Genomic DNA, 23,209 nt, shown 5'->3' with positions numbered 1-23,209 from the left:
CTAGCGCTTGTCGTGGGCAGGCGGAAAGCTGAGGTTGCTGAAAAGTGACTATTCACATATTTAGTTGAACGCCTATTGTATGATTATACAAGCTCACGTATGTTTACTGTGCCTTTCTCTATTTGATCCAGTCGGAGCATTATGAACAACTCGCCAGCAGCGTTTCCGCTATTTTCTCTGTTTTTATGTTGCGGCTTAGGTACGCACGTTTTTTCTTCGAACGGACGTATTAAACGATGAGTCGTCGGTTTGATTTTAAATCGATCTTACTTGCGTGTTTGGTCATCAGTATCGGTCAGCTCAGTATGGGGCTTGTGTTTCCATCACTACCTTGGATCGCCAAAGACTTCGATGTATCACTAGAGCAAGCTCAGCTATTGGTAAGCGTGTACCTATTAGGTTTTGGGCCTTCCCAGTTTATTTATGGCCCTATTTCCGATGCTCTTGGGCGAAAGAAAGTGCTGCTGAGCGGATTATTAATCGCCATGCTGGGACTATTGATGATCATTTTCTTCAGCCACTCGTTTACCAATATGGTGATGGGGCGATTTCTGCAAGGCCTAGGAACCGGCTGTTGTGCTGTACTTGCACGTGCCTCGACGCGCGATAGATTCAACGGCGCAGACTTGCCTTTGGCTATGTCTTATATTGCGATGGTTGCGTCTATAACACCTTTGATCGCGCCTGTTATCGGTGGGTTTATTAACTTCCACTTTGGCTGGAGTATGGTGTTTATCTCACTACTTGGCTATGTCTCATTGGCTTGGGTGGTGTTGGCGTTCAAGTTTAAGGAAACCGTCACTCAGGTTTCGGCTATCCCTTCACCGAAGAAAATGGTTTCTCAATATAAAGAGTTACTTACTTCTCGTTATTTTATGAGCTTTGCGAGTATCGGGTGGCTTAACTTTAGCTTGATGATCACCACCGTATCAGTGATGCCATTTATTATGCAAAACCAGATTGGCATGACGTCTGATGAATACGCGATGTGGGCGGTGATTCCTGCATTAGGTATGCTGGGCGGAACAAGCTTATGTAACCGTATTCGCCCTATGCTGGGTAACAAGAAAACTCTGTTATGCACACCTGTATTACATGTTGCTGCAGCGTTGTGGCTTTTCTTTTGTCCACTTGAGCCACTGTATTTAATGCTTGGCCAGTTCTTGATGATTCTTGGCAATGGTATTGCGTTACCTTGTGCTCAGGCCTTGGTGATGTTGCCTTATAAGAAGAACGCTGGCGCGGCTGCTGCGATGTCTGGCGGAGGGCAGATGGTGGTGTCTTCAATGGTGAGTATGGGGCTGGTTCAGTTAGGGCTAGGAGAAGCGTGGCATCTATCGCTTGTCATCATGTTGTTCACACTGATTACCCTGTTTAATATTTTACGTGGTTTCAGTAGCCAAGAAGCGAGAGAGTCTCAGCTTAGCTAGTTATTTGGTTATCTGGTTATTTAATTATTTATTATTTAGCTAGCTAGCGAGCGAGCGAAAAACGAAAAGGCCATTGAAGTTTATGATTTCAATGGCCTTAATTATACTTAGAACTTAGAACTTAGAACTTAGAACTTAGAACTTAGAGCCTAACGCTTAGACTTAAACTGAAATGCCCGAACTATTCACAGACGACTGCAACCTTCTCACTTGCTGCAGTATTAGCTGGAACTGGATGATCGATCAATCGGATAGGGGACTCATACAGTGCTGACAAAGCTTCTTCATCGAGTAACTTATCCGCGCTGCCTTCGAACGCAATCTGACCTTTTTTCAGGGCGACAATGTGCGTCGCGTAACGAAGCGCTAGGTTCAAATCGTGCAAAATAACGATCACCCCAACATCTTCTTTTTTGTTGAGTTCAGACAGTAAGCCCATTAGCTGAAACTGATGATGAACATCCAATGCAGAGGTCGGTTCATCAAGGATCAATACCGGTGACTGCTGAGCCAGTAACATAGAGACCCATGCTCGTTGACGTTCTCCTCCAGACAAATCATCCGCCAAAGCTTGTGAGAATTCAGTGACACCGGTTCTTTCCATCGCTTGTTGGATAATCGATTTGTCTTCTGAATTCCAACGACCTAGTGCGCCTCTCCATGGGAAACGCCCTAAACGAACCAGTTCTTCGACAGTTAAGCCAGCAGAGGCTGGGAGCTTTTGCGGTAAATAAGCAATCTGCTTGGCTAAGTCTTTGCTTTTGAATGAAGAGAGGGAAGCGCCATCTAGTTCCACGCTGCCATGATCTGGTGACATCTGCCCTGAGAGCAAATTAACGAGTGTAGATTTACCCGAACCATTATGGCCAAGAACGACGGTCAGTTCGTTGGTCGGAATCGTGAGGTCTTCAATTGAGAGAATCGTTCGTTCATCACGAACAATTTTGATGTTTGAAAGCTGAAACATGTCAGTCCTGTGCCTAGACCAATAAAGCGCTTCAGTGAAATTAAACGAGCTTTATTGGCTTTTAAAAATAGAGGGTGTTATTGAGCTGTTTTTTTGTTGTCGGGGTGTCTTGGGCAATCGTCGCAATACTTTCTAGAGTCGCACTTATAAACTAAGCAGCAGCTGATTCTGATCAGTTTTAGCATCCCTGAATCAGCGTCTATTTTAAGGCTGTCTACATGATTTTCAGATAACTGGCATGCTTCTAACCAGAGCTTAGCTTGTTCAGTGATATAATCGTTGGTTAGGCTCGGTTCGTGTTGCTGTAGTTTTATCAAGCTGCCTAGTAACAGATCAGCAAGTAGATGATTGGTAAACCCCGGACGAATACGTGTCCATTCACTAATCTGGCTACGATAAAACTCTGTGAGTGCAAGAATAGCTTCGCCCGCTTGTGGAATCAGTTCTTCTGGTGAACCGTGTTCATGATCACCATTAAAGAAACGGTAGCCTGTGACAAATTCTTTGTACCTAAACTGGCCGATATTCTTAATATCAGGCAGTGAGTGAAGGCCGTAGATAGATATAAAGGTCACGTAGATTGGTTGCCAGCAAACCAGATCCCACGTTCGGGTTAACCAATAGGCTTTGCCTGCTTCAGGGTGGCTCTGCGCAAGGCCATCGTAAACGTGTTTGATTTCTTTATGGCTATCATCATTCGTTATTGCAATGCTCTTGCTATGCAGAACACCAAAGCTTCCACTTAAATAAGGTGTCACTTGTTTTGAGTGAGCGAAGATTTTCTGATGTAGAGACGGGGCTCTCCGACGAGTGATAATATTGTGCAGCTGGGAAAGCATCATAAACCATTAAATGAGAATCAGTAGCGTTATCATAACGGACATAATCGAGGATAACCATACAAAATGGAGCATCTACTCGGTGCCTCTGTCTTTTGGTCATTTTATAGAACACACATGAGCGCTTCTTTTTTTGAGTGATAAAAGCCGTTTTAAATGATAAAAGTATTGGTGAATCGAATATGTCGCTGCCAACTATAGAGAATATGAAAGCTTAAATATGAACACACCTGCATTTAGTCGTATCAGTCGCGTTTTGACCTATATCCATTCGAACCTTAGCTCCTCGCTATCGTTAGAAGATATTGCGACACAAAGCTGTTGGTCTCGTTGGCAGCTTCAAAGAGTGTTTCAAGCCGAGACTGGGCTTACTGTGGCGAATTATGTGCGAGAGCTAAAATTAAGCCAAGCTGCAGAACACCTGCTTGATGGAAAAGAACGCGTGATAGATATTGCTCTTGGGCTCGGGTTCAATTCAGAAATAAGCTTTAGCCGCTCGTTTAAGCAGATGTTTGGGTCTAGCCCAAGTCAGTATAGAAAAGCAGGCAAAAGAGTCGGACTAAGAAAGCCGATACAAGTATCTGAAACAGCGAGTACTTCTGAAAAAGGGGCGTTAAGCTTTGTGGAAGTGCGCATTGATGAAAGAGAGTCTTTCCTAGTGAAAGGTATAACATCAGAAATCAGTGGTTTGTTTTCACTCACGCAAGACTTCGCTCAGAAAGTCCCTCAGCTATGGTCACGTTTAGAAGGTGAAGTTGAGATCCCTGACGACAACGTGCTCCAGTTCATTGGCGTGGTTGACCTGACTCAGTCTTGCTTTGACGGGACGAATATTCACTATTGGGCAGGGGTAGAACTTCAGGGAGGAATTTCAATCCCGCAATTACCGAGTATTATCTCTGAAAGATTAGAGGTACTGACGGTTCCTAAGCAAACTTATGCTGTAGTGAAGCACTGTGGTCCAATTGAGAATTTACGACACACCTTGAGTTGGTTTGTGCTGAATTGGATGCCAAGTTCAGGTTATCGTGGCGTCGATGGATATGAGCTTGAAGTGTACCCGTTTGCCTATCAAGCACATGCCTCTGACGCTGAAATGGAGTACTGGGTTCCTATTATTAAATCGTAGTCATATTCCCGCTCACTCTCTTCTAGCAAAGCCTTCCTATTAATAGGGTCAATTGTCTTTTTAATCACCAATTGACCGTTTTCTACTAAAAATAGGTCAAGTTCTTTTTGAATTTGCACCAAATTGTTAATTATCCCACCTCTAGATACATACAATGCAAATGAGATTTATTATTATTTATATTAAGCATTGGTACCGAGGGAATTATGACCACTCACACTCGTTTTAAGTATTCATCATTGGCAGTCGCGTTGCTGACTGCGTTTTCAGCGCAAGCACTCGCGGAAGATACCGCTACTTCGGCAGATTCGAATGTAGAAACTATTACAGTTATGGGTAAAGCGTATCGTAATACAGCAACTAAATCGGCACTTGAGCCAGAAGAAACACCTCAAGGTATTACAGTCATTGATGAAGAACAGTTAGATCAACGAGGTGTAAAGTCTCTTAACCAAGCGCTTAGATACGCGCCGGGTGTTGTGACTGAGCAAAAGGGCGCATCAGTAACCATGTACGATACGTTCTCGATTCGTGGGTTTAGTAACAATCAGAGTTACTACGATGGCTTGATTCTGCCGTTCCTGACTGGATGGAACCTGCAACCTCAGATCGACCCTATTGCGATTCAGCAAGTTGAAGTGTTTAAAGGCCCTACGTCTGTGTTGTATGGATCGATGCCGCCGGGGGGTATGGTCAACATGATCGCGAAGGTACCGCAAGAAGACGGGTCGACAAAAGTGGGTGTATCTACAGGCTCAAGAAACTTGATGGAAGCGTCAATTGATACTTCAGGTCAGTTAGGTGACAGTGACTTTTCATATCGTTTAGTTGCACTCGCTCGTAAACAAGACAGCCAAGTTGATAACGCTGAAGAAGAGCGTTATGTGATTGCTCCATCGCTAGATTGGCAGGTATCTGATAGAACACTTATTAACTTCAATCTTTACTATCAGAATGACCCGTCAATGGGTACTAATTCTGCAATGCCGCTTGAAGTGCTGAAGGCAAGTGATCCATCTGTGTCCATGGGCGACAAGAACTGGAGTACCTTTGAACGTGAAGTCTTGATGTTAGGTTACAAAATTAACCACCAAATCAATGACAACTGGACTTTCCTTCAGAACGCTCGTTATTCCGATGCGTCGCTATATCAAGAAAACACCTACCATCGTGGTACGAATTTTAACGCCGCAACTGGTAGCTTAATTCGAAATGTGTATAGCACGGATGAAGACTCTCAAAGCTTTGTTATCGATAACCAAGTTTCAGGCCGCGTCGAAATTAGTGGCTTAGAGCACAATTTACTATTCGGTGTCGACTACCTAAAGCTAACAGGTGACTCTTTGTACAAAGAGTTTGATGCAAACAGTAGTTTCGGTGATTTCAACGCATACAATCCAAATAACGACCTTTTGGATAAAAGTCAGCTTCAAGAGAATTACCGTGAATCCCACGACATTACTACCGAGCAGTTAGGATTATATTTCCAAGATCAAGTTCGCTACGACGCGCTGGTTTTACTTGCTGGTGGACGTTACGACATGTTCAAAGCGAGTGACGAAAAAACGAGCATTTATCCAACAAGCGATGGCACAGAAAAAGCGGATCACAATCAGTTCTCTTACCGCGTAGGTGCTTTGTATGAGTTAGATAATGGCATCTCTCCATTTGTAAGTTACGCGACGAGTTTTGAACCAGCTGCTGGTACCGATATTAACGGTAACTCGTTGAAACCTCAGCTGGGTGAGCAAGTCGAATTCGGTGTGAAATACCTGTCTGCTGATATGGCACAGCAACTTACAGCATCATACTTTTACATTACTAAGAAAGATTCAATTGCTGCCGATCCATCGGATCCAACGTATCGCTCTAAGATTCAGTTAGGTGAAGTGCGCTCTCAAGGTATGGAAGTTGAAGGCCGATGGTTTGTAACGGAAGATTGGGATGTGAACGCGAGCTATACATACGTCGATATGGAAGTAACGGAAGATGCAAACCCGGATCTAGAAGGCACGACACCAATTTACGTACCGACACACGCTGCGAATTTGTGGAGTAACTACTATGTGTACGGTGGTGCTTTAGCAGGAACGCGTTGGAGTGCTGGCGCTCGTTACATGGGTGACATGGAGATGGATGCAACCAATACTCAAGGGAAAGTGCCGTCTTACACTGTCGTTGATATCTCTGTGGGTTATGACCTAGGGGAAGCAAGTGAAACTCTGTCAGGTGCAACGGCTAACTTGCTCGTTAATAACCTGTTTAATGAAGAGTACTACACCTGCTACGACCAATCGAACTGTTGGTTCGGTGCTGAGCAGTCTGTAGAGCTCAGCGTGAACTACGAGTTCTAATTCATTTGAATACATAAATCTAAGCAGCCTGTGTAGGCTGCTTTTGTCGTTAAATAAACACTTAAAAAGTGACAGTGATTATATGAAAGCCAACTATTTTACTTCTCGTTTTCCTAAAGTGAGTTCGTTCATTGTCTCATTGAGCTTGTTGTTATCAGCTCAAGCGATGGCCAACTTTCAAGTTGAAGACAGTGAGGGTGTTAAAACCCTTGAAGCTCAGCCTGTTAGAGTGGCTGCGTTGAACTGGGACATAGCCGAACAAGTGATTGAACTCGGTATAACACCAGTGGCAGTGCCTGATATCGCTGGCTATACAGATTGGGTTGTTCAACCTGCGATTCCAGAAGGCGTGGCGGAGATTGGCACTCGAACTGAGCCTAATTTCTCTGCTTTGAAGAAGTTAAACCCTGATGTGATTCTTATCGCTTCTCCTCAGAAAGATCTTCAGGAACGACTTTCTGAAATTGCGCCCGTGCTTTACTACCAAACATACAGCGAACAACACAGCAATGCAGCGGCTGCTATCGAGAACTTCAAGAAGATAGGTCAGTTGCTTGGTAAAGAAGAACAAGCGAACCAAAAGCTGGCCGCAATGGATGAGCGTATCGCTGTCCTTAAGGCTGAACTGGATAAAGCGTATCCGGGCGACAAACCGAAAGTGACCTCTTTCCGTTTTGCGAGCACCACATCGGTGTTCATTTACGGCGATAACTCTATTCCACAATACGCACTTGAACAGCTAGGCTTTGAGAATGCGATGGATCTTCCTGCAAGTCAGTGGGGCATCAGTCAAAAACGCATGACCGAGCTTAAGAACGTGAAGAACGGTATTGCGCTTTACTTTGAACCTTTCCCATATCAAGACAAGCTAGACCGTTCTCCGGTTTGGAAGAGCATGCCCTTTGTTCGCAATGGTCAATTTAGCCCAGTAGCGGCAAGTTGGAGCTACGGCGGTGCCATGTCGATCTTGTATAACGCAGAAGCCATGGCGAAATCGCTATTGACGGTAGCGGAGCAGTAATGAAATCCAGTGGTTTTATGATGGGGGCTGCGCTGTTTTGCGCTGCCCTTGTTCATTTGTGGTTAGGGCAGTCGGAATTTGGCCCTATTAGTGAGTTGCTCCAGCAAGTCTCACAGATCAGTGATATCACTACATTCAACTCAATGGTCGATGATTCATTCGAGTTGATGGCGTTAGCCTATGTCAACTTACCTCGCTTGGTGATGGCAATCTTGGTTGGCGGAACACTTGGAACCATCGGCAGCTTGTTTCAACAATTGACACAAAATCGCATGATGTCGCCGCTAACCTTAGGTACATCGTCAGGTGCATGGCTTGGTCTGGTTATTCTGAATGTGGTTGCGCCGATGTTGGTCGCTCAGTATTCAGTTTGGTTTGCTCTAATTGGTGCGCTGCTTGCGATGGGGCTTATCGTTTCCATTGTTGGCATCAAAAATATGAGCGGCTTGCCAATTGTATTGGCGGGTATGGCGGTCAACTTATTGCTAGGGGCATTTGCAACGGCGATTATTCTACTCAACGACCAGTACGCACAGAATCTGTTTGTATGGGGAGCGGGCGACCTAGGGCAAAATGGCTGGGAACAAGTGCTGTGGTTGATGCCTAAGCTGTTGCCGATTTTTGCCATATTCTTGTTGGCGCCACGAGTTCTGACTCTGCTTTCCATCGGCACAGAAGGGGCAGCAGCGCGTGGCCTTAACATCGGAACGACATTCTTTGTATTGATGGCGGTTGGCGTTTGGTTGGTGTCTGTGTCGATTACCTCAGTGGGCGTGATCAGCTTTATCGGCTTGATTGCTCCGAACATTGCTAGGCATCTCGGTTTTCTAAAGGCGAAATCTGAACTCATCGCAAGCTGTGTATTAGGTGCGTTACTGCTGTGTGTCACTGACAGCTTGGCGATCTTCTTGGCGCAATGGTCTTTGGATATGATTCCAACAGGGACGGCAACCGCAGTGATTGGTGCTCCAGCTTTGATCATTATTGCTCGCAAGCAAATGTCTGCTCAAGATCAGCTGTTTTTCTCAATGCCTAAAGGACCAAAGTCTATTTCATCTTTGGCTTACTTCTTATTGGGCACGATGATTTTCGGGTTGCTGGCGTTGAGTTCATTGTCTCAGCCTTCTTCTGATATGGGCTACTTTGTGATTCCAGACGCATTTGAATGGTCTATTCGTTGGCCTAGAATGTTAACCGCGATATTCGCTGGTGGCGGCTTAGCGGTGGCGGGTGTGATTTTACAAAGATTGGTCTACAACCCGCTCGCAAGCCCAGATATTCTTGGTGTGTCGGCGGGTGCGGTTCTGGCGTTGATTTTCAGTAGCTTATTCATGGGCTATTCGATTCACTCGCTAAGCCCGTGGGTTGCGTTTCTGGGCAGTGCGATTGCACTCTGTTTGTTATTGTTCCTTGGCAAGAAGCATCAGTTCGCGCCATCGATTTTGATCCTCACTGGTATTTCGCTGACCGCGGTATTGGAAGCTTTGGTGCAATTCTCTCTAACGCGAGTGGGTGAAGGGAAATACACATTATTGGCTTGGTTAGCAGGGTCTACCTACCGTGTGGAGCCTGAGTCTGCCACTATAATGGCTGTCGTGATAACGGCTTGTATTGGTGTTGCTCTGTTACTGAGCCGTTGGGTGACCTTAATTGCGACTGGCCGACAGTTCGCGAGTGCCAGAGGGCTGAATATCAATATCGCCTACGTGGCATTGTTGTGTATTGTTGCGATCTTATGTTCGGTCGTGACAACCACCATGGGGCCAGTCGCTTTTGTTGGCTTGTTAGCTCCGCATATCGCTGCAATGGTGGGGGCTCGTTTGGTTCGAGAGCAGATCATCTTGTCGTTTTTGATTGGTGCAGCACTCATGCTATTTGCAGACTGGCTAGGGCAAGTGGTGGTGTTCCCAGCGCAGCTTGCAGCAGGGACGTTAGTTTCAATTATTGGTGGCAGTTACTTCATATTCTTGTTATTGAAATCTCGAAGAACATAGGTTCTACCAAAACTGAGAATCCTTGATTATCAAAGCTATTGGTATTAAAAACTACTGGCAAAAGCTATTGGTAATAAAAGATACGAATGAAAAGCAGTGAATGGAGCGATCCATCACTGCTTTTTTATTGATGTAGTTTGTGTAAGGGAGCGGTGTTAAGCAACACAGGTCTCGCTTCTTAATGTGCAAGTTTGGCATATGTTAATAAAATGTATAACCTAAAGGTCTGACCACTTGTAAGGTAGCCACCATGCCAAACCTCGATCGTATTACTTGTTCTATCGATGAAAACCAAATTGCGACGGTTGTGTTGAATCGACCCGATAAGCTCAATGCTATTGATATGGCAATGTTTGAAGCCGTTAATGACATGATAAGTGAGCTCAAGAAGAACAGAGATATTCGAGCTGTTATTGTTAAAGGCAGTGGTTCAGATTTTTGTTCTGGTTTAGATGTTAAATCGTTATTGAACAGTAAAGTAGGGGCGATGAAGCTCTTGTTCAAATGGTTACCGATATTACCCAATGCAGCGCAGCGCTTTTCGCTTGGTTGGCGAGAGATCCCATGTCCTGTCATTTTTGCGATTCATGGTCGTTGTTGGGGAGGCGGCCTTCAATTAGCCAGTGGTGGTGATTTTAGGATGGCCAGTCCAGACGCGACTTTCTCGATATTGGAAGCCAAATGGGGTTTGATTCCTGACATGGGAGGCGCCATCGCATTTCGAGAGTTAATGCGTAAAGATCACACCTTAGAAATGGCGATGACCGCTAAAGAGATCGACTGTGAAACAGCGAAAGACTATGGCCTAGTAACCAAGATTGCCGAAGACCCTTACGCTGAAGCTTATGCGTTGGCACTTGAGTGTGCGAATCGGTCGCCAGATGTTGTTGCTGCTAATAAGAAACTCTACAACAAGACTTGGTGGTCAAGCCCTGGCATGGCAGTGTTTTACGAGACCTGGTATCAGATAAAGGTAGGGTTAGGTAAGAACAGAGCAATTGCTGCTCAACGTGAAATTCATCGAGACAAGCCACGTTCATACGTCGCGAGAAAGTTCAAATAGCGTTTGTACAGGAATAACGGATATTCCATTTGTTTATGGGGCTTTGCGGTAACCTTAGAGCAATTTAATGTCTAAGGCTAAATGAGCAATCTGATGAACAAAACTTTTACTTACTCGCTAGCTGCCACCGCAATTTTTACAAGCTTAAATGCTTTCGCAAGTGGTTTGTTTTTACAAGAAGCTGTTGTCGCCAATGCCGGTACTACTGGTGCCGGTGACGGTGTTTATACTCGTTCGGCTGCGGCGATGTGGACCAACCCAGCCACTATGTCTCATATGGGCGAAAGCAAAACCACGATCAATACCATGGCGTTTGATCTTGAGATGCAATATCAAGACAACGGCGACAAGCAAGATGGTAAAGCTCATTCAGTCATGCCTTCATTTGGCGCCTTCCACGCGCATCAAGTCACAGACAAATTACACCTTGGTATCGCGCTTGGCGCTGTTGGTGGTTCTAGCCTTGATTACGGCAGTGAATGGGCAGGCGCCGCCCTTCTAGAAGATATCACTCTCACCGCAATGCAAGTGAACCCATCACTAAGCTACCAACTGAATGACCAGTGGTCGGTTGGTGCCGGTATCCAGTTAAGTTGGGCTGCGTTACAACAGTCATCCTCTGTTTTTACAGCAAAGCAAGACACTGACTGGGCTTATGGTTATAACCTAGGTGTAATGTTTACGCCGTCGGATAAACTTAAGTTGGGTGCTAGCTATCGGTCAAAGCTTGAGCACGAGTTTAATAATGAGTTAAGAGGGGTAGAAGATTTTTCTAACTCTCTAGCTATGGATCTTGCTTTGCCAGAGATCGTTGATATCAGCGCTAGTTACGCACTTAACCCAAAGCTCGACTTATTGGCTAGTGTGCAATTACATCGTTGGAGTGAGTGGGATACAACAGTTCTTGATTTTGGTGTTGCTGGAAGCACAATTAGTGGTGTTCCACTTGAACGCGATTGGGACGACGTGTGGAAGTTTGCGGTTGGTGCTGACTATCAATTGAATTCAGACTGGCGTTTAAAAGCCGGCTTCTCTTACGAAACCTCGCCACAAGACGATCCATCAATGCAGTGGGTTGATCTACCGGTAGGGGAGCAATACCGTTACTCAGTAGGTGCATCTACCTATTGGGACGACATCTTAATTGATGTGTTCTACGAGTATGCTGACTTAGGTTCAGTTGACATGAATCGTGATTTAAAGGGGCCTTTAGGTACTAACCTACTTAATGGTTCGTTCGACGGCCGTATCCACTTTGTTGGGGTTAGTGCGACCTTCTAATGACATTACGTAATCTATTACTTGTTGCTGCAGCAATGCTTGGTTCGACGGGTGCTTTTTCTGAAGAGAAGCACCCTGATGATCCGACTAAAATCGTGACCAAAGCGGGCGTTGCTTATAACGAAGATTTGCAGTTCTCAGGCTCTATTGGTTTAGATGAAGCGCGAATGATCAATGCTCGTGTCAATGCAGACGGTGAAGAGTGGCGATTAGGCGGTTCATGGCTGTTGCCGATGGGTATTGTGAATTTCAACTTTAGCCGTTCTGAGTATGACAACGATGCTTATAAGAACAACTACAGTATTGGCACATTTATACCACTGAGCTATTTCGATATTGAGCCGTTCGGTTGGCAAATCTTCCCTATGGCTGGTTACAGCTATAATGACGGCGAAGTAGCTGTTTTCGATGACGATAATGTTGGTTCTGACTATGTATTGATGCCGAGCTCAACACACGGTGGCTACATTGGTGCGTTTGGTTTAAAAACGATTACTGATGAATGGTCTATCATGGGCTTCGGTGGCGGTTCAATGGGGTCTGATGATTATGCAGGGTATTGGGCAGGCGTCGGTGCTAGCTACAAGTTGAGTGACGCTCAATCATTCAACTTCTTCACTATTTTTGCTGAGGATGACTTTGGTGAAAATAACAGTGTTGGTGCGTCTTACACCTATGAGTTCAAATAGTTATTCTCATATATCGTCTTAGATAAAAAGAACTGAGTGTAGGCTCACTAATTTAGTGAATCTACACTCAGAATTTATCGCTTTTCTATGAGCTTTCTAGTGTTGAGGTCGTGTTAGCAAGCCGCTTCGTAACGTTCAACATAGCTCTGCATTACCGCGTTCATCGCTTTAGTGATATTTGCGTATTGTGCTTCCTCTAGATTCGCTAGAGACACACGCAAAGACCACGTTGGCGCATCAAAACCTGCCCCCGGCATCACAATCACGCCATGTTCTTCTGCAAGGCGTACCAAGAAATCAAGCGGCTCATACGTTTCTTCTAACCATGTGAAGAAATCGTTGCTGTGAATCGTTTGAGCAATCTCTTTGAGATCAATCTCCACGTAATAGAACGCACCGGTTTGATCGCCTTCAGAAACGATTGGCGCGGCTAAGTTCTTCTGCATTAGAGTGTGGTAGCGACGACGCACAATTTGTTTCGCGAGTCGCTTGTACTCTTCGCCACCCTTCATCAAAGACAACAGCGAGAACATTGTCATTTGAATCTGCTGAGGTGTTGAAAGACCGGCGGTATGGTTCAGTGCCACTGCACGGCTGTCTGCCACCAAACGGTCAATGAACTTAATCTTACTTGGTTCAAGTGCAATGCCTTGGTATCGCTGAGATAACGTGCTTCGAGTGTCTTCTGGAAGATCTCGAATCATGCGGTCGAAATTATTGTCTTCGTGTACGCCAATCACGCCTAAACGCCAGCCTGTTGCACCAAAGTACTTAGAGTACGAATACACTAGAATCGTGTTCTTCGGAGCCAGCATCGCTAGTGATGTGAAGTTATCAGCGAAAGTGCCATAAACATCATCTGTAAGAAGGATGAGGTCAGGGCGGCGGTTAGCAACCTCTGCAATCTTATAGAGTGTCTCATCGCTTAATCGAACCGAAGCAGGGTTGCTTGGGTTAACGAGGAAGAAAGCTTTAACACTTGGATCGTTCAGTTTTTCTAATTCAGAGTCTGGAATTTGCCACGCAGACGCTTCATCCGCCATGATTTCTACTTTGTTGAGCGCGTAATCTTCAAGCTCTGGCATTTCAATATACGGAGTGAAAATCGGCGCGCCAATCGCGATGGTGTCACCAGGGTTCAATAGTCGGTTACTCTTTAGCGTGTTGAATATGTAAACCATGGCCGCTGTGCCACCCTCAACGGCGAACAAGTCAAACTTTCCTGCAGGTAATGGCTGCGAGCCCGCCATTTCTTGCTCAATGTATTTACGAGCAATGAGTTCCGAATATTTGAGCATGCGATCCGGCACTGGGTAGTTGTTACCTAGAATCCCCTCAACCCATTCATAAATAAGCGCATCACCGTCTACCTGATATTGATCCGTAATAAACTGGAAGGCTTCAATGAGGAATTGCACACCTTCTTGGTCTTCGTATTTTTCACAAAACTGAAGAAAGCGCAGGCTAATATCTTGTTGAACTCCCATTCCACCAAAGCCTTCATACCCTGAGAAATTCGATTTTGATTCTTCTAGTGCAAACATACCTAATTGGAAAAAGGCTTCACGTGGCGCTGTCGCGACCCAGTTTGGGTTACCACGACCAGCGTTGATCATAGTTTTCTCATGTGAATGCTGAGCAAGGTCGATCAGTGTGTTTTTTACTTCGAATGGGCTTAGTGTTTCTAGGCGTTTTTCATCTGTGCGTTTCATAGTCGTTTCTCTTTAAATTTGTTTAAGATCCAAGTTTGTTGGATAGATAAGTAAGTTAATTTCTTTGAGCAGCTAGCCTGCTTGGCTAGCTACTGTGTTAAGTAGTTAATGAATAAGTTGAATCATCAATTGGCTGATTCGGTGTTGATTACGAGATTTTGGTAATTAGGTTGATGATGATCGGACCCCATAAGGTGAGGAAGATATTGGCAACCGCATAAGTCATCGTGAAACTCGGTACTGGTGTGCTGTTTTGTGTTTTTTCTAATAGCGATGCGAATGCAGGGTTTGCACTGCGGCTACCCGCGATAACCGCTAGCGCTTCTACTGGGTTTTTGATTTTGAGTACGTAGTAGTTGAATAGGAACGTCAGTACTTGAGGAATTAGAGTGACCAACACACCTAGCAGTAAGAGCGTTACGCCATTCTCTTTGATTGCCGTCAGCGCTGGAGCGCCTGCATTAATACCAACAACCGCAACAAATACTGCTAGGCCGAATGTCTGCATAAAGTTGGCTGCGCCGTGGTTAACACTGCCTAAACGAGGTGTACGCATTCTTAGGTAGCCCACAAGTAGGCCGGAAACCAGACAACCTAAACCTGAACCTAGAGCGATATGAGAACCACCGATAGTGAAACCAATCTCGCCAATCAGATAGCCAAGCACCATGCCGAAAGACATTGTTACGAAGTCAGTAACACTAGGCAGTGGGCTGTTGTAGCCAATTTTTTTGATGACTTTAGCTATGTCTTCTTTTTGTCCAACTAAGGTGATTTCGTCACCAATGTGCAGTTCAGTTTCTGGCAATGTCGAAATATCATGGCCCATGCGTGATAGCTGAGTGATATAAACACCACGACGAATACGTGCGTTCGTTTCATCGTGAAGCTTACGTAGCGTAATACCCGCTAGTTTCTTATTCGTGAGTACGACCTTCTGTTGTGTTTGGACAACATTGCTTTCTTCACTAAATTCACCGAGTTCGACACCCAGCGAGGTCACTTTAGGAAATGCCTGAGTCAGACCAGTAAGGTAAACTTTGTCATCCGCCGCTAAAATAGGGTTCTTCGCCAAATCTAACGTTGATTCTGTGTCTTCGTGTGAGCGGTAAATAGCTTCAATTGTGAGGTCGGCATCGAATGCTTCTTCTAACTCGACAACACTTTTTCCAACAAATATAGAGTTCGCGGTCACTTGATAGGCACGAGAAGATACGCGGTTCAATGCCGAGAATTCACCCTCGTTTAGCTGCTTGCTGCCTGCGCCCATTTTTTCCGCAAGCTTCTTCGCTTCTTTGGTTATGTTCCAACCCATTACCATTGGAATGAGTGACATCATTAGAATCGGACCAAGAGAGCCGAAGATGTAGGTGATCGAGTAACCCACAGCCACGTTTGTTTTAAGTGTTGAGGTGACATCTGGCGCTAGGTTCAGCTGATCGATAGCATTACCTGCAGTACCTATGATTGCCGATTGGGTTAAGCCACCAGCCGCAAGGCCCGCCGCTAAACCTTTATCTAGTCCTGCCCATTTAGAGAGCAACACAACCGTGATTAATCCTACAAACGTCATCACAAACGAAGCGAATAAGCGTGTTAGCGATGAAAGGCGGAATGACGAGAAAAACTGCGGACCGCCGTTGTAACCCACCATAAAAATAAATAAAGCAAAGAAGATGCTTTTTACTTCGTTAGAGATCGCGATACCGCCGATCTGACCAAGTGCTACAGCAACAAGCAGTGAACCTGCGATTCCACCTAATTCAAACTTACCGATTTTAATTTTACCGATTAAGTAACCGAGACCGAGTGATAAAAAGAGCGCTATAAACGGATAGTCTCTAAGTTGTTCAATAATAAATGACATAGTAATCCTTGAATGAAATAGCATCATCATTGACTCGCTATTTCATTTTTTAATTTGGTTTAATGTTTGATTAAGCATTAATCAACATTTGGTTGATGAACTGATCTAATGCTTTATTTTTAATAATCTGGGATTCATCCAGTCTTCTACTTTTTATGATACAGTCGCGATGATTTTTTATGGTCATGAATTTTATCTTTGTGATGTTTATCATGATGACCATCAGAATGGTGATTGACTAAATGCTTATGACCTTCTGGGTCGCCACCATGTTGACCAGAATGAGAGGGTTGATGTTCTCTATATTCTAAATGGTCTTTATTATGTTTATGGGTAACATCTTCTCCATATATACGTTTCATCTTTTCTTTAATAGCGACTTTAGTGTGATTAATTTTATTCGACATAGTTAACTCGTTTATTTGTTTAAGGAACGATGAGAATTATATCGATCGGGAAAATAGATAAATCATGTTCAAATAAAATAGCAATAAAACAAAAATTGAGTGCCGATTGATACTTTTATCTTAAGTATTTGATTTTTAGGGTTTTATTTTTATTTTATATAAGATTGGGTGGATGTTATATGAGTTTGATTTATTGGCAGTGTCGATAGATAGAATGACCAGACTTAAAAAACAAGGTGAACACATGAGTAAGTATAAAGGCGTTATTGTCGGGTCAGCTCTTTTTATATTACTGTCTTTTGTATTTGGCTTTCATTATGTAAAAGGTGAAATGATCAAAGAGAAGGTCGCTAATTTTAAATTGCCAGCTATATCTGTAACAACGGAAAAAGTAAATCAAGATACTTGGGATAAAAGTTTAAAAGTCATTGGTAATATTCATTCTAATCAATCTATTGATGTGACGAGCCAAATGTCAGGCCAAGTAAAAGAGATTCTCTTTACTTCAGGTCAGCAAGTAAATAAGGGTGATGTTCTTATTAAATTGGATGATGCGTTATTGAAGTCCAACTATAAGAGCCAGCTATCCAAAGTTGAATTGGTAAGAGTCGAATTGATGAGAAATAAATTGCTCCTTAGAAATAACAGTGTTTCAAAAAACTCGGTTGATAAGCTACAAGCTCAATTTAATGCTGAAGGTGCAAAGCTGGAATATATTGCTACGCAAATTGACTACATGAAAGTGAAAGCGCCATTTTCTGGTAGCGTTGGAATTCGTAATATCGATGTGGGAGATTTTATTAATTCAAGCACAGCGATTGTCGAGCTAGAAGACAAATCAAAGCAATATGTCGATTTCTCTATTCCAGAGCTTTATTTACACGATGTGAAGGTAGGGCAAGATTTACAGTTTTATTCAGAAGCAACGAACGATGAAGTCTTTCACGGCACGATTTCTGCCATTGAACCGAGCTCAGACAGCAACACGCACAATATCGAATTGAGAGCCATGGCTAACCAAGCCGTGCCGTTAGAGGCGGGTATGTATGTCGACGCTACGTTAATCACATCAGAATCGGACACTATCGTGGCAGTACCTTCTGTTGCGATCAGTTACACCTTATACGGAAACACCGTGTTTGTGTTGGATACGTCGACTAAAAAGGCCAGCGAACATTCGAGCAACGATACATCACCATTTTACGAGTACAAGGTTGTGCAGCGCACTGTTGAAGTCGGCCCCAAACAAGGCGGTTATGTTGGTGTGGTTTCGGGCTTGAAAGAGGGGGATGTTGTTGTGACTTCAAACCAACACCAACTCAAGAATAGTGGATGGGTTCTGGTTAATAACCAACATCCGTTGATTACTGACAAAAGTACTAAGCAAAGTAACTAGGAAACTCCCATGACATTTACTGATGTATTTATCAAACGTCCAGTTTTGGCTACGGTATTAAGCCTTGTACTGTTGGTGTTAGGCCTTAAAGCCTTCACCTCACTGCAAGTGCGCCAATATCCAGAAATTGAAACGGGCGTTATTACCATTACAACGAGTTATCCAGGTGCCAGTGCATCCAGCGTTCAAGGGTATGTGACGCAGCCACTGCAGGCAGAAATTGCTCAAACAGCGGGCATTGATTACATGACATCGGATAGTGCTCTGGGTAAGTCGGTTATCACGGTTTATTTGAAGCTAGGGTATCCGTCTGATAGTGCTTTGACTGAGATTTTGTCTCTCGTGCAGCAAGTGAAATATAAGCTGCCGTCGGGTGTATTGGCCCCGAGCATTCTTAAATCGACGTCTCAATCTCCGATCTTATATGTTTCATTTTCGAGTGACACATTGAAGACGGAGCAAGTCTCGGACTATGTGAGCCGCGTAGTTAAGCCGACTTTCTCTACTGTTGAGGGGGTTTCAAAGGTCGACATATTGGGGCAAGAAGATTTTGCAATGCGAATCTGGCTGAACCCTCAACGACTGGCTTCATATGGTCTGACGGCTGAAGATGTTCAAAACGCGCTTCGTGCAAATAACATTGTGAGTGCGGCGGGCAAGTTGCAAAACCCTTATATCGAAGTTGATATTAACGCTCATACCGATTCAAGTTCGGTAGACGATTTCAAGAACATGGCTTTGAAAGCGCATGACGGGCAACTTGTGCACTTAAAAGATGTGGCGACGGTTGAACTAGGCGCAGCAAACTATGACTCAGACGTTGAGTTCAATGGTGTGACTACCGTATCAACGGCGATCAGCAATACGGCAACGTCGAACCCATTGACCGTTGTTGAAGGCATTTACGAATTGCTTCCACAGATCCAAGCAGGCTTACCTGAAGGTATTAAAGCGGATGTAATCTATGACTCGACTAAGTTTATCGAAACCTCAATTGATGAAGTAGCGAAAACCTTAATAGAAGCCGCACTGATCGTAGTCATCGTTATCTTCGCCTTTTTGGGCTCAATGCGAGCGATGTTGATACCACTTGTAACGATTCCTTTGTCATTGATTGGCTCTATGTTCTTCATGTTGAGCATGGGCTTCAGTATTAACCTGTTGACGCTGCTTGCCATGGTATTAGCAATATCGCTGGTGGTTGATGATGCCATCGTTGTTGTGGAAAACACATTCCGTCACTTAGAAGATGGCACCAGCCCAATTAAGGCTGCAATAGACAGTGCTCGTGAAATTGCAGGCTCGGTTATTGCGATGACCATTACATTGGCCGCAGTGTATGCGCCGATTGGTTTCATGGGAGGACTCACCGGCAAGCTGTTTACTGAGTTCGCATTCACTTTGGCGGGTTCAGTACTCATTTCGGGTTTCATCGCCTTAACGCTAACGCCGATGATGTGTTCAAAACTGCTTAATAAATCGGTTCTCGACGGAAAACTGGTTAAGAAGATCGATGCAGTGATTGAAGGCGTAACAGAGCGCTACCGAAAAGTGCTCGAACATGTGTTGAACAACCGTGTTTATATTTGGCCAGTGGTAGGAACGTTACTGATCAGTCTGGTGTTCATGTTTATGAATACTTCATCTGAACTGGCACCTGAAGAAGATCAGGGCGTGATGATTGTGATGGGACAAGGTCCTGCACAAGCGAATACTGATTACATTCGCCACTTTACTCCGGCTCTGATTGACTCTATCAGCAAGAACGATGAAGTCGAAATGACCATGCTAGATAACGGTTACATGAACAACAATGCATTCTTTGGTTTGGGTGTATTGAAAGATTGGGATTCGCGTGACGCAACGGCAAAAGAAGTAATGCAACGTTTCGAAAAAGAGAGTTCTGTATTACCGGGTTTGCAGGTGTACACCTTCTCTCCACCGGACTTGCCAGGCACACCGCAAGGCTTGCCATTCCAGATGGTTCTGAAAACGCCAACGGGTTCTTATCAGGATCTCTATCAGTACGCTGAAAAACTGAAAGAGTACGCGCAGAAGAGTGGCAAGTTCATCTATGTGCAAAACGACCTGAATTTTAATAAGCCACAGGTAGAGATTCGCATCGACCGCGATAAAGCTGCTCAGATGAACGTGAACGCACAAGATATTGGTACCGTGTTGTCTCGCTTTATCAGTGAAGGCTTCGTGAATTACTTCTCGATGGATCAGCGCAGCTACCAAGTTATCACTCAGGTACCTAACGAGAACCGTAACTCTTGGGATGACTTAAAGAACTACCACTTACGCTCTAACACCAATGAGATGGTGCCACTGGCGTCATTGATTGAAATTAGCCAATCAGTACAGCCATCGAAAGTCGATCAATTTCAACAGCTTAACAGCGCCATGATTGAAGCCAAAATGATGCCAGGAATCAGCATCGGCGAAGCTTACAAAGTGATGGAAGAAGGAGCGGCGAAGATATTGCCTAATTCTTATACGACGGATACTTCGGGCCAATTGAGACAGTTCCTACAAGAAGGCTCTTCACTGGTTACGACGTTCTTCCTAGCGCTTGTGATTATCTACTTGGTGCTGGCGGCTCAGTTTGAAAGTTTGCGAGACCCACTAGTGGTATTAACCAGTGTGCCATTGTCTATCTTTGGCGCTCTGATGCCACTGTATTTGGGCATTGATACGCTCAATATATACACCGAAGTGGGGCTGGTGACCTTGATAGGCTTAATCAGTAAGCACGGTATTCTGATTGTGGAGTTTGCTAACCAAATGCAACAGGAATTGAAATGCAGCCGACGCGAGGCCGCTATTCGTTCAGCGACTGTTCGAATGAGACCAGTATTGATGACCACAGCTGCGATGGTTGTCGGCGTCGTACCGCTGCTCATAGCAAGCGGAGCGGGTGCTCAAAGCCGTTTCTCGATTGGTTTGGTCATCACGGTTGGTATGTCGGTGGGCACATTATTCACCCTGTTCGTTGTGCCAACGATATACACCTACTTGGCTGCGGATCACCGCGGGCAAGAGCAAGAAGTTTAGTCCGTTATTTGGCTGCTTACTTTACGCGGCCAATACACATAGAAGTTTAATCAACACGAGTCCCGTTTTATGAGCCTTATCGCTCAGGGATTCGTGCACTCAAAATTTAGAAAACTAGAGGTTCACATGAAACTACATTACCTATTCCCATTGTTCGTTTTATTCACTGCTGGCTGTTCAAGCAACATGCCAGATAAACAAGAAATCCAGAGCGTCGACTCAAACCATTATTTTATTGATAGCCAGTTTGATGATGATAGGAAAGGCGTTTCTTGGATAGCGAAAGACAGCGCGTCACTTCACTTTAATCAATTTGAATTTACAACCGTTAGCATGAAAAGCTCGGGTGTTGATCAGCATGTATCAAAGGAGGTTCAGTCTCAATTTAAAGCACAGATCCATAAGAAAATGGATGAGAAGTTGGCTGAGAAATTACAGGGCTACAAGAACGTAGTTTTGGAGAACAAGGAGCTTGATATTAGCGTGAAGTTATATGATATCAATGACATTCCTGAAGACATGCGTGTGACTGAGTTTATCCCAGTAGGTTCGGTTATCGGCGCTGTAAAATACGCAGCAGGTACTCGTGATCGCTCTATTCGTATATTGGCGAGTGTGGATCTGAAAGATCATGATTCATCTCAGCTCATTGGTCGCCGTATTTTCGTCGTGAACGATAATGGCGTACTTGAGAACGACAAATCAGAAATCACCATCGAGATGCTTGATAAAAATGTTGAGCAAATTACTCAGCAAGCGGTCGACTTTGCGTTTGAAGTGACTTACCAAGATAAAGACCAAGGGTAGAGTTATGCGAGCTCGTAAACAGAACAGCGCGAGTAAACGCCTTGGGGTTGGTGAAAGGCTAGCTGGACACAAAAACACGCTTGCTCTAATGGCTATTGGCCTCGTTGTGAATGCTTCAGCGTATGCCAATACTAGCGGTGTTGATGAACGAGCAAGCTATGAGCAATGTATTTTGTCTTCATTGGCCAAAGCAACCAATCAACAAAGTATTGAGTGGTTAAAGCAGCAATGCGCATCCCAAGAAGCCGTTACATCAAACAAAACACCCGAGAATAAGTTGTCGGGTGAAACCAGCGAAGACGGTTTAGACTCCATCAGCGAAAGTGCACTGGAGTCTAAAGTCCCGCGATTGAAGATGGAGTACACAACTGAAGATAACCCGTTTGTTATAACGCCTTATCGTTTGAACTACATTTTGCCAGTGACTCACATGACCAACGTGAATACACAGCCCTATGGAGATGAGCGATTCGGAGGTAAAGCGGATGACCTCAGCGATGAAGAGATCAAACTGCAGTTAAGTTTAAAAATCCCAGTGGTTGATGATGGTGTTTTTAATCAAGCGGACAAAATCTATTTTGGTTTTACGCTCAAATCATTTTGGCAGGCGTACTCTTCTGATATCTCGGCACCGTTTAGAGAGACTAACTATCGCCCTGAGATCTTTTACGAAACGCCTTTGAATATCGAGTCAGCTGATGGTGTTTGGTTCTCGCGCTTAGGTTTAGAGCATGAATCTAACGGACGAACGGCAGAGCTTAGTCGCAGCTGGAACCGCGCTTATGTTGGGCTAGGGTATACCGAAGATGATTTTGCGATTTACTTCCAGCCTTGGTACCGAATCCCAGAATCGAGCAGTAGCGATGACAACCCTGATATTCAAGATTATCTCGGTCACTACGAATTGTCTGGCGCCTACAAATGGGATGTTTTTGAGGTTTCAGCATTGGGTCGCTACAACTTTCAAACCGGGTATGGTGGAATACAGACATCACTCAGCTTTCCTCTGTATGGCCGGCTTTAAGGGTATGTCCAGTACTACAAAGGCTATGGAGAAAGCTTGATTGATTATGACTACAACAGTGAAAGAATTGGTGTCGGTATTCTGCTAACCAATGCGTTGTAGCTGTTATAACTGTTATTGCTTGGTTATCAACGATTAAGCGATTAAGCGATTAACGATTTCAGGGAGAACC

Annotated in this window: 16 protein-coding genes and 1 pseudogene; 12 read left to right on the top strand and 5 right to left on the bottom strand. The window is 44.4% G+C overall.

The window, feature by feature from the left end:
• The first annotated feature begins 236 nt into the window (after window positions 1-236).
• Window positions 237-1,430, top strand: coding sequence for a multidrug effflux MFS transporter (locus AACT19_RS14520; protein ID WP_004731540.1), 1,194 nt, complete (start codon window positions 237-239; stop codon window positions 1,428-1,430).
• 181 nt (window positions 1,431-1,611) lie between these two features.
• On the opposite strand, the gene AACT19_RS14515 is transcribed toward AACT19_RS14520, so the two are convergent.
• Window positions 1,612-2,397 (bottom strand): ABC transporter ATP-binding protein, encoded by a 786-nt coding sequence (locus AACT19_RS14515; RefSeq protein ID WP_017077534.1) that lies wholly within the window; start codon window positions 2,395-2,397, stop codon window positions 1,612-1,614.
• Window positions 2,398-2,474: 77 nt separating this feature from the next.
• Window positions 2,475-3,236, bottom strand: coding sequence for a siderophore ferric iron reductase (locus tag AACT19_RS14510; protein ID WP_076646926.1), 762 nt, complete (start codon window positions 3,234-3,236; stop codon window positions 2,475-2,477).
• A gap of 220 nt (window positions 3,237-3,456) precedes the next feature.
• Here AACT19_RS14510 and AACT19_RS14505 point away from each other — a divergent pair, with 220 nt between their 5' ends.
• The 7 genes from AACT19_RS14505 (at window position 3,457) to AACT19_RS14475 (ending at window position 12,767) form a co-directional block, all read left to right on the top strand.
• Entirely contained in the window at window positions 3,457-4,365 is a 909-nt protein-coding gene (locus tag AACT19_RS14505) for an AraC family transcriptional regulator (protein ID WP_076646924.1), read from the top strand.
• 206 nt (window positions 4,366-4,571) lie between these two features.
• The gene (locus AACT19_RS14500) at window positions 4,572-6,719 is read left to right on the top strand and encodes a TonB-dependent siderophore receptor (RefSeq protein WP_076646922.1); all 2,148 of its coding nucleotides are present in this window, start codon (window positions 4,572-4,574) and stop codon (window positions 6,717-6,719) included.
• 82 nt (window positions 6,720-6,801) lie between these two features.
• Window positions 6,802-7,740 carry an iron-siderophore ABC transporter substrate-binding protein gene (locus AACT19_RS14495; protein ID WP_076646920.1) on the top strand — a complete coding sequence of 313 codons (939 nt, stop codon included), beginning with the start codon at window positions 6,802-6,804 and terminating at the stop codon, window positions 7,738-7,740.
• Complete coding sequence (gene fhuB, locus AACT19_RS14490; RefSeq protein ID WP_076646918.1) at window positions 7,740-9,734, top strand: Fe(3+)-hydroxamate ABC transporter permease FhuB; 1,995 nt, start codon at window positions 7,740-7,742, stop codon at window positions 9,732-9,734. The genes AACT19_RS14495 and fhuB overlap by 1 nt, the downstream gene beginning before the upstream one ends.
• 250 nt (window positions 9,735-9,984) lie before the next feature.
• Window positions 9,985-10,797 carry a crotonase/enoyl-CoA hydratase family protein gene (locus tag AACT19_RS14485; protein ID WP_076646917.1) on the top strand — a complete coding sequence of 271 codons (813 nt, stop codon included), beginning with the start codon at window positions 9,985-9,987 and terminating at the stop codon, window positions 10,795-10,797.
• A 93-nt stretch (window positions 10,798-10,890) separates the two neighbouring features.
• Complete coding sequence (locus tag AACT19_RS14480) at window positions 10,891-12,078, top strand: OmpP1/FadL family transporter (RefSeq protein WP_076646915.1); 1,188 nt, start codon at window positions 10,891-10,893, stop codon at window positions 12,076-12,078.
• A complete protein-coding gene (locus tag AACT19_RS14475) occupies window positions 12,078-12,767 on the top strand; it encodes a hypothetical protein (protein WP_076646913.1) in 690 nt (229 codons plus the stop codon). The genes AACT19_RS14480 and AACT19_RS14475 overlap by 1 nt, the downstream gene beginning before the upstream one ends.
• A 113-nt stretch (window positions 12,768-12,880) precedes the next feature.
• On the opposite strand, the gene AACT19_RS14470 is transcribed toward AACT19_RS14475, so the two are convergent.
• The 3 genes from AACT19_RS14470 to AACT19_RS14460 form a co-directional block, all read right to left on the bottom strand.
• Window positions 12,881-14,479, bottom strand: coding sequence for a bifunctional aspartate transaminase/aspartate 4-decarboxylase (locus AACT19_RS14470; RefSeq protein WP_076646911.1), 1,599 nt, complete (start codon window positions 14,477-14,479; stop codon window positions 12,881-12,883).
• 148 nt (window positions 14,480-14,627) lie between these two features.
• Window positions 14,628-16,346, bottom strand: coding sequence for an aspartate-alanine antiporter (gene aspT, locus AACT19_RS14465; protein WP_076646909.1), 1,719 nt, complete (start codon window positions 16,344-16,346; stop codon window positions 14,628-14,630).
• 146 nt (window positions 16,347-16,492) lie between these two features.
• On the bottom strand, window positions 16,493-16,753 hold the full coding sequence (locus tag AACT19_RS14460; protein WP_076646907.1) for a hypothetical protein: 261 nt from the start codon (window positions 16,751-16,753) through the stop codon (window positions 16,493-16,495).
• A 244-nt stretch (window positions 16,754-16,997) separates the two neighbouring features.
• Here AACT19_RS14460 and AACT19_RS14455 point away from each other — a divergent pair, with 244 nt between their 5' ends.
• From AACT19_RS14455 to AACT19_RS14440, 4 genes and pseudogenes are all read left to right on the top strand, one after another.
• On the top strand, window positions 16,998-18,149 hold the full coding sequence (locus tag AACT19_RS14455; protein ID WP_228607423.1) for an efflux RND transporter periplasmic adaptor subunit: 1,152 nt from the start codon (window positions 16,998-17,000) through the stop codon (window positions 18,147-18,149).
• Window positions 18,150-18,158: 9 nt separating this feature from the next.
• A complete protein-coding gene (locus AACT19_RS14450; RefSeq protein ID WP_076646903.1) occupies window positions 18,159-21,206 on the top strand; it encodes an efflux RND transporter permease subunit in 3,048 nt (1,015 codons plus the stop codon).
• Between the two features lie 126 nt (window positions 21,207-21,332).
• Window positions 21,333-22,013: a DUF3313 family protein gene (locus tag AACT19_RS14445; protein WP_017081484.1), complete on the top strand. Its 681-nt coding sequence runs from the start codon at window positions 21,333-21,335 to the stop codon at window positions 22,011-22,013.
• A 4-nt stretch (window positions 22,014-22,017) separates the two neighbouring features.
• A pseudogene (locus tag AACT19_RS14440) lies at window positions 22,018-23,139 on the top strand (phospholipase A).
• Window positions 23,140-23,209: the final 70 nt, after the last annotated feature.

The organism is Vibrio sp. 10N.222.47.A9, from assembly GCF_963872585.1.
Taxonomy (GTDB): Bacteria; Pseudomonadota; Gammaproteobacteria; order Enterobacterales; family Vibrionaceae; genus Vibrio; species Vibrio splendidus.
This window is presented reverse-complemented; position numbering and strand designations above follow the sequence as displayed.